Source organism: Streptomyces sp. NBC_01116, assembly GCF_041435495.1.
Classification (GTDB): Bacteria; Actinomycetota; Actinomycetes; order Streptomycetales; family Streptomycetaceae; genus Streptomyces.
In genome coordinates, this window is record NZ_CP108644.1 from 2,465,724 (window position 1) to 2,479,690 (window position 13,967).

Consider the following 13,967-nt stretch of genomic DNA (forward strand, 5'->3'; position numbering starts at 1 on the left):
GCCCGGACCCGTGCCCGTCGCACACGCGCACGCCCGGACCCGGACCCGTGCACATCGCCCACGCGCACACCCGGGTGGGCTCGGGCGAGGGCGTGCGCCCGTGATGCCGGAGCGCGTGGGGCTCTCCCGCGCGCTCCAGGTTTGACCTGGGCTTGGCGAAAAAGGTTCGCGATCGGAGTACGGCGTACGCGAAACTGGGGCGGCCTCAGCCGTCCGCCGATTCCGAGAGACCCGCGTGCTCATAAAACTCCTGCGGGCCCACCTGGGCCCGTACAAGAAACCCATCATGCTGCTGGTGTTCCTCCAGCTGCTCCAGACCTGCGCCACGCTGTACCTGCCCAGCCTGAACGCCGACATCATCGACAACGGTGTCGTCTCGGGCGATACCGGCTACATCCTGGAGTTCGGCGGTCTCATGATCGCCGTCAGCGTCGTTCAGGTGCTCTGCAACGTGGGGGCCGTGTACTACGGGGCCAGGACCGCCTCCGCCCTCGGGCGCGATGTGCGGGCCGCCGTCTTCGACCGGGTGCAGTCCTTCTCCGCGCGTGAGCTGGGGCGTTTCGGGGCTCCCTCGCTGATCACCCGGACCACCAACGACGTCCAGCAGATCCAGATGCTGGTGCTGATGGCGTTCACGCTGATGGTGTCGGCCCCGATCATGTGCGTCGGCGGCATCATCATGGCGCTCGGCCAGGACGTGCCGCTCTCCGCGGTGCTGCTGGCGGTCGTGCCGGTGCTCGGCGTCTCGGTCGGTCTGATCGTGAAGAGGATGCGGCCGCTGTTCCGCACCATGCAGGAGCGGCTGGACGGGGTGAACCGGGTGCTGCGCGAGCAGATCACCGGCAACCGGGTCATCCGCGCCTTCGTCCGGGACGGGTACGAGGAGGAGCGGTTCCGGGGGGCGAACACCGAGCTGACCGATGTGTCGGTGGCGACCGGGCGGCTGATGGCGCTGATGTTCCCGACCGTGATGACGGTGGTCAATCTGTCGTCGGTCGCGGTGGTGTGGTTCGGCGCGCACCGGATCGACAGCGGGGGGATGCAGATCGGCGCGCTGACCGCGTTCCTCGCCTATCTGATGCAGATCGTGATGGCCGTGATGATGGCCACCTTCATGTTCATGATGGTGCCGCGCGCCGAGGTGTGCGCCGAGCGCGTCGAGGAGGTCCTCGGGACCGAGTCGAGCGTCGTGCCGCCCGTCGCGCCGGTGACGGAGCTGCGGCGGCACGGGCATCTGGAGGTGCGGGGCGCGGAGTTCCGCTATCCGGGCGCGGAGGAGCCGGTGCTGCGGGCCGTGGAGCTGGTGGCCCGGCCCGGGGAGACGACCGCGGTCATCGGGTCGACGGGCAGCGGGAAGTCCACGCTGCTCGGGCTCGTACCCCGGCTGTTCGATGTGACGGACGGCGAGGTGCTGGTCGACGGCGAGGACGTGCGGACGCTGGATCCGGTGCTGCTGGCGAAGACGGTGTCCCTGGTGCCGCAGAAGCCGTACCTCTTCTCGGGGACGGTGGCGACGAACCTGCGGTACGGGAATCCGGACGCCACCGACGAGGAGCTGTGGCACGCGCTGGAGGTGGCTCAGGCCAAGGAGTTCGTCGAGGCGCTGGAGCACGGGCTCGACGCGCCGATCGCGCAGGGCGGCACCAATGTGTCCGGCGGTCAGCGACAGCGGCTCGCCATCGCCCGGACGCTGGTGCAGCGCCCGGAGATCTATCTGTTCGACGACTCGTTCTCCGCGCTGGACTACGCGACCGACGCCGCGCTGCGGGCGGCGCTGGGCCGGGAGACGGCCGGGGCGACCGTGGTGATCGTGGCGCAGCGGGTGTCCACCATCCGTGACGCGGACCGGATCCTGGTGCTGGACGAGGGCCGGGTCGTGGGCACGGGCACCCATCACGAGCTGATGGACGGCAATGAAACCTACCGGGAGATCGTGCTCTCCCAGCTGACGGAAGCGGAGGCCGCGTAATGGCCGGTCCGGGCGGACGGATGATGGCCGGGGGCGCGCCCACCGACCGGTCGATGGACTTCAAGGGGTCGAGCAAGCGGCTGCTGAGGCGGTTCGGCCGGGAGAAGACCTCGTTGTGGCTGATGCTGGCCGCCGTGACGGTGAGCGTCGCGCTCTCGGTGGCCGGGCCGAAGATCCTCGGCAGGGCGACCGACCTGATCTTCGGCGGTGTCGTCGGGCGCGGGATGCCCGAGGGCACGACGAAGGCGCAGGCGATCGAGGCACTGCGTGAGGACGGCCGCGGTTCCATGGCCGACATGCTCTCGGGGGTGGACTTCACCCCGGGCGAGGGCATCGACTTCGGCGCGGTGGGGAACGTCCTGCTGGTGGCGCTGGTGATCTACGTCGGTGCCGGGCTGCTGATGCTGGTGGCGACGCGGGTGTCGATCCGGATCATCAACCGGATCGTGTTCCAGTTGCGCGAGGACCTCCAGACGAAGCTGGCGCGGCTGCCGCTGTCGTACTTCGACCGGGCCAAACGCGGTGAGGTGCTGAGCCGGGCGACGAACGACATCGACAACATCTCGCAGACCCTCCAGCAGACGATGGGGCAGCTCATCAACTCCCTGCTGACGATCGTCGGCGTGCTGATCATGATGTTCTGGATCTCGCCGCTGCTGGCGCTGGTCGCGCTGGTGACGATCCCGTTGTCGGTGGTCGTGGCGACGCGGGTCGGCAAGCGGTCGCAGCCGCAGTTCGTGCAGCAGTGGCGGGTGACGGGGAAGCTCAACGCCCACATCGAGGAGATGTACACCGGGCACACCCTGGTGAAGGTCTTCGGCCGGCAGGAGGAGTCCGCGCGGGACTTCGCCGAGCAGAACGACGCGCTGTACGAGGCGGGGTTCAAGGCCCAGTTCGCCAGCGGGATCATGCAGCCGCTGATGTTCTTCATCTCGAACATCAACTACGTGCTGGTCGCGGTGGTCGGCGGGCTCCGGGTCGCCTCGGGCGCGCTGTCGATCGGTGACGTGCAGGCGTTCATCCAGTATTCGCGGCAGTTCTCGATGCCGCTGACGCAGGTCGCCTCGATGGCCAACCTGGTGCAGTCCGGCATCGCTTCGGCGGAGCGGGTCTTCGAGCTGCTGGACGCCGAGGAGCAGGACGCGGACCCGGAGCACGGCGAGCGCCCGGAGCGGCTGGAGGGCCGGGTCTCCCTGGAGAAGGTGGCCTTCCGCTACGACCCGGAGAAGCCGCTGATCGAGGATCTGTCACTGCGTGTGGAGCCCGGGCAGACCGTCGCGATCGTCGGTCCGACCGGCGCCGGCAAGACGACGCTGGTCAACCTGCTGATGCGGTTCTACGAGGTGACCGGCGGGCGGATCGCGCTCGACGGGGTCGACGTGGCGAAGATGTCGCGGGACGAGCTGCGGTCCTCCATCGGCATGGTGCTCCAGGACACGTGGCTGTTCGGCGGGACGATCGCGGAGAACATCGCGTACGGCGCTTCGCGCGAGGTCACCCGGGAGGAGATCGAGGAGGCGGCCCGGGCGGCGCACGCGGACCGGTTCGTCCGGACGCTGCCCGACGGGTACGACTCGGTGATCGACGACGACGGCTCCGGGGTCAGCGCGGGCGAGAAGCAGCTGATCACCATCGCGCGGGCGTTCCTGTCCGACCCGGTGATCCTGGTGCTCGACGAGGCGACCAGCTCGGTGGACACCCGGACCGAGGTGCTGATCCAGAAGGCGATGGCGCGCCTGGCCCACGGGCGTACGTCGTTCGTGATCGCGCACCGGCTCTCCACGATCCGGGACGCGGACGTGATCCTGGTGATGGAGAACGGCTCGATCGTCGAACAGGGCACGCACGAGGAGCTGCTGGCCGCCGGGGGCGCCTATGCCCGGCTGTACGCCGCCCAGTTCGCCGAGGCGCTGGCCGAGGTGGACTAGAGAGGGCCCCGGCGGATCAGTCGAGGTAGCCGCGGAGTTGGTCGGCGAAGGCGTGGTCCCGCAGCCGCTTGAGGGTCTTGGACTCGATCTGGCGGATACGTTCGCGTGTCACGCCGAAGATCCGGCCGATCTCCTCCAGGGTGCGGGGCCGCCCGTCCTCCAGTCCGTACCGCAGTTGCACGACCTTGCGTTCGCGCTCGCCGAGGGTGGAGAGCACCGCCTCCAGGTGTTCGCGCAGCAGGAGGAAGGCGGCGGACTCGACGGGCGAGGCGGCGTCGCCGTCCTCGATGAGGTCGCCGAAGGAGACGTCGTCCTCCTCGCCGACGGGGGCGTGGAGGGAGACGGGCTCCTGGGCCAGGCGGAGGACTTCGGTGACCCGCTCGGGCGTCAGGTCGAGCTCGCGGGCGATGTCCTCGGCGGTCGGCTCGACGCCGCGTTCCTGGAGGAGGCGGCGCTGGACCCGCACCACGCGGTTGATCAGTTCCACGACATGGACCGGGACGCGGATGGTGCGGGCCTGGTCGGCCAGCGCGCGGGACATGGCCTGGCGGATCCACCAGGTCGCGTACGTGGAGAACTTGTAGCCCCGGGCGTAGTCGAACTTCTCCACGGCCCGGATCAGTCCGAGGTTCCCCTCCTGGACCAGGTCGAGCATGGTCAGCCCGCGGCCGACGTAGCGTTTGGCGACGGAGACGACGAGGCGGAGGTTGGCCTCGATGAGGCGGCGTTTGGCCGTGCGGCCCATCACCACCAGCCGGTCCAGGTCCCCGGCGAGACGGGAGTCGAGGTCGGGGGTGCCCGCGAGGCGTTCCTCGGCGAAGAGCCCGGCCTCGACGCGGCGGGCGAGTTCGACCTCCTCGGCGGCGGTGAGCAGCGGTATGCGGCCGATCTCGCGCAGATACTGCCGGAACAGGTCGGAGGTGGGGCCGCCGGAGTCCGCCCGGTTCCGCGGCTCCGGGGGGTCGGGGAGGTGCGTCGCTTCGACCATGACTGCCTCGGGTGCGCGTCCGGGCGGGCCGGCGGTGGCCTCCGGGTGGTGCAGGTACCTGTTCTGCGCCGGGATGGGCTCGGTCGTGGTCGTCACGGTCCGGGTCTGCACGGGGGCGACCTCCAGGTGATCGCTGCCGGTTGACGGGGGATGGAGGTCTCCGGCCCCGAGGTGCTCTCCTGCGGACCGGCGTGCTCCGATGACTCAGACATTCCCCAGTGTGGGGTACGACACACGACTGTCACGAGGGGCGTGCGGGGACTTTCTGGTTCCGGTCCGTCACCGGCCGATTACCGCGGCCGGTCGCGCCTGGGCCCGGCGGCACGCGCGAGGGGGCTCGGCCCGGGGGCTGCCGGGTGGGCCCGGCAGCCCCTCAGAGCGCGGCGGCGCCGTGGGCGCGCAGGGACTGGGCGTACTGCTGGAGCACCCAGACCTCGTTCTGCGCGGCGGCCAGGTCCTGGGGCGCCACGTTGCTGCCGAGGCGGGCGAGGCTGCTCTGGACGTCGTCGATGCGGCGGTCCACGGCACGCAGCCGGACGTGGACGAGCTGCATGCCGGCGTACGTCTCGTCGATGGTCTTGCCGATGAAGACCTCGACGGCCAGCTCGGTGACGAGGCTGCGCACGGTGTTGTCGGGGGCGGCGTCCATGACGGCGACCAGATACTCGCGGTCGTCGGCGAGGCCCTGTTCGGCGCCGCCCGCCTCCGCGATGCACTGGCGCACGGCGGCGTAGGGCGGGGCGGTGAACTCGTCCACGCCGTACGCGTCGAAGGCCGGGGAGACCAGGGCGGGCTTCTGGAGGGCGAGCTTGAGCAGTTCGCGCTCGGTGCGGTGGGCGGGGCTGCGGAGGTTGAGCGCGGGTCCGGAGAAGCCGGGGGCGGGGGCGGACTGCTGCGGGGCGCCGCCCCGCGGGCCCTGGGGGCCGCCGCGCCGGCCGCCGCGCTCCCCGTGGTCGCCGCCCTTGTCGCGGGCCCAGCGGGCGAGCTGGGCGACGCGGTGGACGACGAACTCCTGGTCGAGGATGCCGACGAGGCCGGCGAGCTGGACGGCGACCTCGCGCTGCACGCTGCTCGTCTTGATCTTGGCGACGACGGCGGCGGCCTCGTCGAGGGCGGCGGCGCGGCCCGCCGGGGTCTCCAGGTCGTACCGGCCGACGATCTGGCGCAGGGCGAACTCGAAGAGCGGGGTGCGCGGCTCGACCAGGTCGCGTACGGAGTCGTCGCCCTTGGCGAGCCGCAGGTCGCAGGGGTCCATGCCGTCCGGGGCGATGGCGATGTAGGTCTCGGCGGCGAACTTCTGGTCGTCCTCGAAGGCGCGCAGGGCGGCCTTCTGCCCGGCCGAGTCGCCGTCGAAGGTGAAGATGACGCGGGCGCTGCCGTTGTCCATGAGGAGGCGGCGCAGGATCTTGATGTGGTCGTTGCCGAAGGCGGTGCCGCAGGTGGCGATGGCGGTGGTGACCCCGGCGAGGTGGCAGGCCATGACGTCGGTGTAGCCCTCGACGACGACGGCGCGGCTGGCCTTGGCGATGTCCTTCTTGGCCAGGTCGATGCCGTACAGCACCTGGGACTTCTTGTAGACCGGGGTCTCGGGGGTGTTGAGGTACTTCGGGCCGTTGTCGTCGTCGCGCAGCTTGCGGGCGCCGAAGCCGACGATCTCCCCGGCGGTGTCGCTGATGGGCCACATCAGCCGGCCGCGGAAGCGGTCGATGGGGCCGCGGCGGCCGTCCTGGGAGAGGCCGGAGGTGATCAGCTCCTTGTCGCTGAAGCCCTTGCCGCGCAGATAGCGGGTGAGGTGGTCCCAGCCGGCCGGGCTGTAGCCGACGCGGAAGTGGGCGGCGGCGTCCTGGTCGAAGCCGCGCTCGGCGAGGAACTTCCGGCCGATCTCGGCCTCGGGGCTCTCCAGTGCGCGGACGTAGAAATCGGCGGCGGCCTGGTGGGCCTCGATCAGGCGGATGCGTTCGCCGCGCTGGTGGGAGGGGTTGTAGCCGCCCTCCTCGTAGCGGAGGGTGATGCCCGCCTTGGCGGCGAGGCGCTCGACCGTCTCCGAGAAGGAGAGGTGGTCGATCTTCATCACGAAGGCGATCGTGTCGCCGCCCTCCTGGCAGCCGAAGCAGTGGAACAGGCCCTTGCCGGGGCTGACCTGGAAGGAGGGGGACTTCTCGTCGTGGAAGGGGCAGAGGCCCTTGAGGTTTCCGCCGCCCGCGTTGCGCAGCTGGAGGTATTCGGACACGACGGAGTCGATCGGGACAGCGTCCCGTACCGCCTTCACGTCGTCGTCGTTGATCCTGCCAGCCACGGGTGAAGTCTACGGGTGGGCCGGGGGGTGCCTGACAATCGGACGCCGCCCGCCCACGCAGGATGGTCAGGCACCCCGACAGCACCCCGACACGACCTAAGGGCTGTCCGGCGCGCGGCGGGGGTGCTCAGAGCAGGGAGGCCAGCGGGACCGACGGGTCCCCGAGGGCTTCCGGGTCGTGCTGCCGGCGCTCCCGGATCAGCTCCTGGATCGTTTCGGTGACATCCCACACGTTGACGTTCATCCCGGCCAGGACGCGGCGGTCCTTCAGCCAGAACGCGATGAACTCCCGCTTCCCGGCGTCGCCCCGGATGATCACCTCGTCGTAGGAGCCGGGCGGGGCCCAGCCGGAGTATTCGAGGCCCAGGTCGTACTGGTCGGAGAAGAAGTACGGGACGCGGTCGTAGCTCACGTCCTGGCCGAGCATGGCGCGGGCGGCGGCCGGTCCGCCGTTCAGGGCGTTCGCCCAGTGCTCGACGCGGAGCCGGGCGCCGAGCAGCGGGTGGGCGGCGGCCGCGACGTCCCCGGCGGCGTAGATGTGCGGGTCGGACGTGCGCAGGGAGGCGTCCACGGCGATGCCGCCGCCGTGGGCGCGGTCGGCCATCTCCAGGCCCGCGGCCTCGGCGAGCGCGGAGCGCGGGGCGGCGCCGATCGCGGCGAGCACGTCGTGGGCGGGGTGCTCCTCGCCGTCGTCGGTGCGGGCGGCGAACACCATGCCGTCCTGGCCGGTGATCTCGGTGAGGCGGGCGCCGAAGTGGAAGCGGACGCCGTGCGCGCTGTGCAGTTCGGTGAAGATCTGGCCCAGCTCGGGGCCGATGACCTGGTGCAGCGGGGTGGGCTCGGCCTCGACGACGGTGACCTCGGCCCCGTAGCCGCGGGCGGCGGCGGCGACCTCCAGGCCGATCCAGCCGGCTCCGGCGATCACCAGGTGGCCGTTGTCGCGGCCGAGGGCGGCGAGCACGTTGCGCAGCCGGTCGGCGTGGGCGAGGCGGCGCAGGTGGTGGACGCCGGCCAGGTCGGTGCCGGGGACGTCCAGGCGGCGCGGCTCGGAGCCGGTGGCCAGCAGCAGCTTGTCGTAGTGGATGACGGTGTTGTCGCCGAGCTGCACGGTCTTCGCGTACCGGTCGAGCGCGGTGACCGGCTGGCCGAGGTGCAGTTCGATGTCGGCGCCCGCGTACCAGGCGCGTTCATGGGTGAAGACGCTGTCGCGTTCGGCCTTGCCGTCCAGGTAGCCCTTGGAGAGCGGCGGCCGTTCGTAGGGGTGGTCGCGCTCGTCGCCGATGAGGATCACCCGGCCGGTGAACCCTTCGGCGCGCAGCGTCTCGGCCGCCTTCGCCCCTGCGAGTCCTGCTCCGACGATGACGAACGTCTGGTGTGCGTCGACCACTTGATGCCTCCTCAGTGCTGTGCTGCGCGGCGCCCCCAGCTGCGAGCGTCCCGCACGCAGCGTGATGGCGAAAGAGGGGGTGCCCGGAACTGGTCACCCCCAGTGGTCAGGTTCCAGTCTGCCGGTCACCCGCGAGGAGCGGTGAGCGCGGCGTGCAGGGATCGTGCGGAGGCGTCCGTGAGCGCCGCGATCTGGTCGACGAGGACCCGCTTGCGGGCGTGGTCGTCGGGCGCCTGGTCGAACAGGGCGCGGAAGTGCGGCTCCAGGCCCTCGGGGGCGCGGGCGGTGAGGGCGGCGGCCAGCTCGGCGATCACGACGCGCTGCTCGGCGCGGATGGCCTCCTGCTCGGCGCGCTGCATGACGTAGCGGTCGGCGACCGCCTTGAGCACCGCGCACTCGTGGCGCACCGCGCGCGGGACGACCAGCTCGGCGCCGTAACGGCCGAGGCGGCCGGGGCCGTACACGGCACGGGTGGCGGTCTCGGCCTCCGTGCAGAAGCGGCCGATGAGCTGGCTGGTGGCGTCCTTCAGCCGGGCCTGGGCCACGGCGGAGCCGTCGTAGCCGTGCGGCCACCAGTCCTGGTCGATGAGCCGGTCCAGGGCCTCCGACAGCTCCTGCGGGTCGGTGCCGGCGGGGACGTAGCGGCCGATGGCGACCGCCCAGATCTCCTGGCGCTCCGGCTCGGCGTAGAGGCAGTTGGGGTCGATGTGCCCGGCGTGCAGGCCGTCCTCGAAGTCGTGGACGCTGTACGCCACGTCGTCGGACCAGTCCATGACCTGGGCCTCGAAGCAGGTACGGCCCTCGGGGGCGCCCTCGCGGGCCCAGGCGAAGACCGGGACGTCGTCGGCGTACACGCCGAACTTGGCGGAGTGCGGGTCGGTGGGGTGCGCGCCGCGCGGCCAGGGGTACTTGGTGGCGGCGTCGAGGGCGGCCCGGGTGAGGTTGAGGCCGACGCTGACCAGGTCGCCGGTGCGCGGGTCGCGGACGAAGCGCTTGGGTTCCAGGCGGGTCAGCAGGCGCAGCGACTGGGCGTTGCCCTCGAAGCCGCCGCAGTCGGAGGCGAAGTCGTTGAGGGCCTGTTCGCCGTTGTGGCCGAACGGCGGGTGGCCCATGTCGTGGGCCAGGCACGCCGTCTCCACCAGGTCGGGGTCGCAGCCGAGGACCGCGCCCAGCTCGCGGCCGACCTGGGCGCACTCCAGGGAGTGGGTGAGCCGGGTGCGGGGGCTGGCGTCCCAGACGAGGGAGCGGGTGCCGGGCGTCACGACCTGGGTCTTCCCGGCGAGCCGGCGCAGGGCGGCGGAGTGCAGGACCCGGGCGCGGTCGCGCTGGAAGGCGGTGCGGCCGGGGCGCTTGTCCTCCTCGGTGTCGAAGCGCTCGGTGTCGGCGGGCCCGTAGGGGCTCGCCCCTCGTCCGCTCCGTGCGCCGTGTTCGCCGTGTGCCGGATCTGCCCCGTGTGCGCCCTGTGTGCCGTCCATGGCTCCGACAGTAGCGACCGGGACGGACAACGTGGCGTGTGCGGGCCCGGATGTCAGGCGGAAGCGAGCAGGCTCACCGCGTCGGCGGGGGCCGGGGCGCCCTCCGCGGCGGCCCGTGCCCGGTCGTAGCGGTGCAGTACGAGGCGGGCCATCGCCGGGTGGGCGCCGAGCGGGGCGGCGGCCCCGTGCGGCACGGCGTCGGCGCAGGCGCTCGCGAAGCGTCCGGGTGCGGTGAAGTACGAGGCGACGAAGGTCCGGTGGCGGCCCCGGGCCGCCAGGGCGCGCAGGGCGGCCGGGACGGTGGGCGCGGCGGCGGAGGCGTACGCGGGGACGACGGGCACGCCGAGGCGCGTCGCGAGCATGCGGGCGGTGTGCCGGGTGTCCCGGGCGGAGTCGGGGTCGCGGGATCCGGCGGCGGCGAGGACCACGCCCGCGCGCCGGCCGCCCTCGTCGGCGGGGTCCCAGCCGGCTTCGGCGAGCCGCCCGTACAGGGCCTCGACGAGCAGGGGGTGGGGGCCCAGCGGCGCGGCGATCCGGGTGCGTACGCCGGGTGCGGCGGCCGCCCTGCCGGGCAGGTCGTGCTTGACGTGGTGGCCGCGTCCCAGGAGCAGCGGTACGAGGACGGCGTCGGCCCCGCGCAGGCCGTCCAGGGTGTCCGGGAGCAGCGGCCGGTTCAGCTCGATGTGGCCGAGCCGGACGTCGAGGCCGGGGCGCAGGTCGCGCACCCGGTCCAGGAGGGCCAGCACGGTGCGCGGGGCCTCCGGGTCGCGGCTGCCGTGCGCCACGGCGACCAGGGACGGGGCGGACGCGCCGTGTCGCTCCTCCGCGGGGCGGTCGGGCTGCCGGGTGCGGTGCACGGGGCCGCTGGTTCCGTTCCGGGGGGCGGGGCCGAGCCGGTCGCCGAGCCGGTCGGTGACGCGGGTGGGGAGGTGCGTGGTGCCGTCGGCCATCGGGGCCGGCCGGTGGGGCTGTTCGGGGGGCTGCTCCGTCATGGACCGATGGTGCCGGGCGGAGGTTGCCGGGCCGTTGCGCGAGGGTCACAGGCGTTTTCCGCCGCCTCACGGTGAGGTCGGCGGCGGTGTGCGCGGGCCCCCGCACACCGCTTCCCCTGTCGGTGTCGCAGGCCACAACCGGGGCGGCCGGCGAACCTTTGCGGCGTTCCGGTCGTCAGGAGGGGTGGGGGCGGGTGGCGCGGACGGCGCGACGGACAGAGGAACGACAGGGGGGTTCAGGTGCGCGGGAGGAACGGCGGGAGCGGGGCGGCCGGGGAGAGACGGGCGGCGCTCGGGCGGTGGCTGAAGGAGCACCGGCGGTCGGCGCGGCCCATCGGCCTGCGGACGTCCGAGCGGTTCGCGCTGCGGCTGCCGCGCACCCGGCGGGTGCAACGGCTGCTGGTGCAGGGGCTGGTGGCCGCCTGTGTGCTGGTCCTGGCGCCCGCGACCTGGATGCGTGTGGAGGCCGGTGAACGGGTGGGCACGACGGCCGAGGCCCCGGCGCGGGAGGTCGCGGTGGTGTTCGGCGCCGGGCTGTGGAAGGGCCGGCCGACCCCGTACCTCGCGCACCGGCTGGACGCGGCGGCCGAGCTGTACCGCACCGGGAAGGTGAAGGTCGTCCTGGTCACCGGGGACAACAGCCGCGTGGAGTACGACGAGCCGGACGCGATGCGCACGTATCTCACCGGGCGCGGGGTGCCGGACGAGCGGATCGTGAGCGACTACGCCGGGTTCGACTCCTGGGACTCCTGTGTGCGGGCCAAGAAGATCTTCGGGGTCGACCGCGCGGTGCTGGTGAGCCAGGGCTTCCACATCCACCGGGCGGTCGCCCTGTGCCGGTCGGCCGGGATCGACGCGTACGGCGTCGGGGTCGACGAGCCGCGGGACGCCACCTGGTACTACGGCGGCGCCCGGGAGCTGGCGGCCTCGGGCAAGGCCGCGCTGGACGCCCTGCTCCGGCCCGACCCGCGTTTCCTCGGGCCCGAGGAGCGGGGTGTGACGGAAGCGCTGGCCACCGGGGGGCGCTGACGGCCGCGCGGCGCGGCGCGGCCGCTGCGTGCGCCGGACGGGTGAGGCCCGGTGCCGAGCCGTCGGCGCAGGCGGGTGAGGCCCCGCGCCGACGGCTCGGCCGGGCGTCTCCTAGGGCGTGTTTCGAAAGTAGCGCCGTCCGCCCGGAGGGCGGGCTCGGCGGCGTCTGGTGCGTGCGATCGCAAGGCGGAGGGTCGCCCCGATACTGGATGTATCGGGGTGATCCCGACAACGCGGCGAGGGATGGGGCCTCCCCTGCTCGAGCGAAGCCGAGAGCTTGGGGAAGTGCCAGGCGTCGCCGAGCAGGCGGGACTTTCGAAACACGCCCTAGGAGTCGTCCGCCGCGCGTCCGGTGGTCCACCGCCCCTCGGGGATGAGGACGCCGCCGGTCCGCAGCGAGCGGGTGACGGCGGCCGCGGCGAGGTAGACCCAGGCCCGTACCGGCTCCCCGGCCTCCGACGCGCCCCGCCCCGGCAGCTCGACCTCGCGGACGACGCGTTCGTACAGGTTGCGCGGGTGGCCGGGGCCGAGGAACTCCTCCAGGTGGTCCAGCAGCCCGAGCAGTTCCCCGTACACCCCGGGCGCGGCGGCGAGCAGGGTGCCGTGCACGCGGCCGTGGCCCTCGATCGCATACGGGTAGCCGGGGCCGTCGTAGAGCAGGGCCCGGGGCAGCACCGCCGGCCGCTCCGCCGCCGTGCGGCCCCGGAGGAACAGGTCGTGGTTGGGTTCGCCCGGCAGCAGCGTCCCGTACACGAAGAAGGGCAGTTCGGCGGCGTCGGGGCCGCCGGGTGCGGTCGTGGTCATGGCCGCCGTCACAGGGCGGCCGGGGGCGCCGTCTCCGCCGTCACCCAGCCGAGGTAGCAGGCGCTGCCCCGGATCACCGGCAGGGCGATGATCTCCGGCGTCTCGTAGTCGTGCTCCCGCTGGAGGTGTTCCTCCAGCTCGTCGTAGCGTTCCGTCGTCGTCTTGAAGAGCACCTGCCACTCCTCGGTCGTCTCGATGGCGTTCTGCCACCGGTAGACGGAGGTGACGGGTGCGGAGATCTGCGCGCAGGCCGCCAGCCTGGCCTCCACCGCCGACTGCGCCAGGGCGTGGGCCTTGTCCTCGCTGTCGGTCGTGGTCAGTACGGTCAGCCATGCCGGCGGCGCTGTCATCGTCGGTCTCCTCGGAGTACGGCGGGCTCTTCGCCCGTGGGCCTTCGATGCGATTGTCGGCCCACGACGGGTCAGGCGCCGTACGGACGGAGGTTCCGGGCCTCGCGCAGGGCGGTGCCCCACCACACCAGCTGGTCCAGCAGCGTCTTGGCCGCCGCGTCGGCGGGCTCCGGGTCCAGATGGCGTCCCTCGTCGTCGAAGAGGGCGCCGGCGTTGTGGAAGGACACGGTGTCGCGGACGGTGACGGCATGCAGTTCGGCGAAGACCTGCCGGAGCTGTTCGACGGCCCGCAGCCCGCCGGAGATGCCTCCGTAGCTGACGAAGGCGACGGGTTTGGCCTGCCATTCCGCGCTGTGCCAGTCGATGAGCGTTTTCAGCGGTGCGGGGAACGAGTGGTTGTACTCGGGTGTGAGGACGACGAAGGCGTCGGCCGCCGCGAGCCGGGCGGAGACCGCGCCGAGCCGGGCCGCCTCCTCGGGCCCGGGGCTGAAGGTGATCGCGGTGGGGAGATCGGCCTCGGCGACGTCGACCAGGTCGGTCTCGATACCGGGGTGGCTCGCCGCGCGGGCCAGGAGCCAGTCGGCGACGACGGGTCCGAAACGGCCGTCGCGGTTGCTGCCGAGGATGACGGCCACCTTGAGGGGGGCGGGCTCGGCGGCGGGCACGGTGGATGACGTGGATGCGGCTGTGATGTCCATGGCGTCGACCCTTCCGCCTCAACCATGGTTGAGGTCAAGCGGCCCCGTCCG

Annotated in this window: 11 protein-coding genes; 3 read left to right on the top strand and 8 right to left on the bottom strand. The window is 72.5% G+C overall.

Going from position 1 to position 13,967, the window contains the following annotated elements:
- Positions 1 to 235: 235 nt before the first annotated feature.
- Together OG245_RS10730 and OG245_RS10735 are read left to right on the top strand one after the other, a co-directional pair.
- Positions 236 to 1,969: an ABC transporter ATP-binding protein gene (locus tag OG245_RS10730; RefSeq protein WP_371623298.1), complete on the top strand. Its 1,734-nt coding sequence runs from the start codon at positions 236 to 238 to the stop codon at positions 1,967 to 1,969.
- A complete protein-coding gene (locus tag OG245_RS10735) occupies positions 1,969 to 3,897 on the top strand; it encodes an ABC transporter ATP-binding protein (protein ID WP_371623299.1) in 1,929 nt (642 codons plus the stop codon). Before OG245_RS10730 ends, OG245_RS10735 begins: the two co-directional genes overlap by 1 nt.
- Before the next feature lie 16 nt (positions 3,898 to 3,913).
- Here the strand turns inward: OG245_RS10735 and OG245_RS10740 are convergent, their stop codons facing one another.
- From OG245_RS10740 to OG245_RS10760, 5 genes are all read right to left on the bottom strand, one after another.
- Positions 3,914 to 4,996 (bottom strand): RNA polymerase sigma factor, encoded by a 1,083-nt coding sequence (locus OG245_RS10740; RefSeq protein WP_371623300.1) that lies wholly within the window; start codon positions 4,994 to 4,996, stop codon positions 3,914 to 3,916.
- Positions 4,997 to 5,258: 262 nt separating this feature from the next.
- Positions 5,259 to 7,181, bottom strand: a complete 1,923-nt coding sequence (gene dnaG, locus OG245_RS10745) for a DNA primase (protein WP_371623301.1) — start codon at positions 7,179 to 7,181, stop codon at positions 5,259 to 5,261.
- A gap of 127 nt (positions 7,182 to 7,308) precedes the next feature.
- Positions 7,309 to 8,568, bottom strand: a complete 1,260-nt coding sequence (locus OG245_RS10750; protein WP_371623302.1) for an NAD(P)/FAD-dependent oxidoreductase — start codon at positions 8,566 to 8,568, stop codon at positions 7,309 to 7,311.
- Between the two features lie 125 nt (positions 8,569 to 8,693).
- Positions 8,694 to 10,043 carry a deoxyguanosinetriphosphate triphosphohydrolase gene (locus OG245_RS10755; protein ID WP_371623303.1) on the bottom strand — a complete coding sequence of 450 codons (1,350 nt, stop codon included), beginning with the start codon at positions 10,041 to 10,043 and terminating at the stop codon, positions 8,694 to 8,696.
- A gap of 53 nt (positions 10,044 to 10,096) precedes the next feature.
- Positions 10,097 to 11,035 carry a sirohydrochlorin chelatase gene (locus tag OG245_RS10760; protein WP_371623304.1) on the bottom strand — a complete coding sequence of 313 codons (939 nt, stop codon included), beginning with the start codon at positions 11,033 to 11,035 and terminating at the stop codon, positions 10,097 to 10,099.
- Positions 11,036 to 11,275: 240 nt separating this feature from the next.
- Between OG245_RS10760 and OG245_RS10765 the strand changes: the two genes are divergently transcribed.
- Positions 11,276 to 12,064 carry a vancomycin high temperature exclusion protein gene (locus tag OG245_RS10765; RefSeq protein ID WP_371623305.1) on the top strand — a complete coding sequence of 263 codons (789 nt, stop codon included), beginning with the start codon at positions 11,276 to 11,278 and terminating at the stop codon, positions 12,062 to 12,064.
- A gap of 327 nt (positions 12,065 to 12,391) precedes the next feature.
- Here the strand turns inward: OG245_RS10765 and OG245_RS10770 are convergent, their stop codons facing one another.
- From OG245_RS10770 to OG245_RS10780, 3 genes are all read right to left on the bottom strand, one after another.
- Complete coding sequence (locus OG245_RS10770) at positions 12,392 to 12,868, bottom strand: gamma-glutamylcyclotransferase family protein (RefSeq protein ID WP_371623306.1); 477 nt, start codon at positions 12,866 to 12,868, stop codon at positions 12,392 to 12,394.
- 8 nt (positions 12,869 to 12,876) lie between these two features.
- The gene (gene cutA, locus OG245_RS10775; protein ID WP_371623307.1) at positions 12,877 to 13,218 is read right to left on the bottom strand and encodes a divalent-cation tolerance protein CutA; all 342 of its coding nucleotides are present in this window, start codon (positions 13,216 to 13,218) and stop codon (positions 12,877 to 12,879) included.
- 71 nt (positions 13,219 to 13,289) lie between these two features.
- Positions 13,290 to 13,916 (bottom strand): NADPH-dependent FMN reductase, encoded by a 627-nt coding sequence (locus OG245_RS10780; RefSeq protein WP_371623308.1) that lies wholly within the window; start codon positions 13,914 to 13,916, stop codon positions 13,290 to 13,292.
- Positions 13,917 to 13,967 lie beyond the last annotated feature (51 nt).

What these genes read in the sequence shown, in the direction of transcription:
- OG245_RS10735 (WP_371623299.1), top strand. Translation starts at nt 1,969, where the DNA reads ATGGCCGGTCCGGGCGGACGGATGATGGCCGGGGGCGCGCCCACCGAC.
- OG245_RS10755 (WP_371623303.1), bottom strand. Translation starts at nt 10,043, where the DNA reads ATGGACGGCACACAGGGCGCACACGGGGCAGATCCGGCACACGGCGAA.
- OG245_RS10760 (WP_371623304.1), bottom strand. Translation starts at nt 11,035, where the DNA reads ATGACGGAGCAGCCCCCCGAACAGCCCCACCGGCCGGCCCCGATGGCC.
- OG245_RS10770 (WP_371623306.1), bottom strand. Translation starts at nt 12,868, where the DNA reads ATGACCACGACCGCACCCGGCGGCCCCGACGCCGCCGAACTGCCCTTC.
- cutA (WP_371623307.1), bottom strand. Translation starts at nt 13,218, where the DNA reads ATGACAGCGCCGCCGGCATGGCTGACCGTACTGACCACGACCGACAGC.
- OG245_RS10780 (WP_371623308.1), bottom strand. Translation starts at nt 13,916, where the DNA reads ATGGACATCACAGCCGCATCCACGTCATCCACCGTGCCCGCCGCCGAG.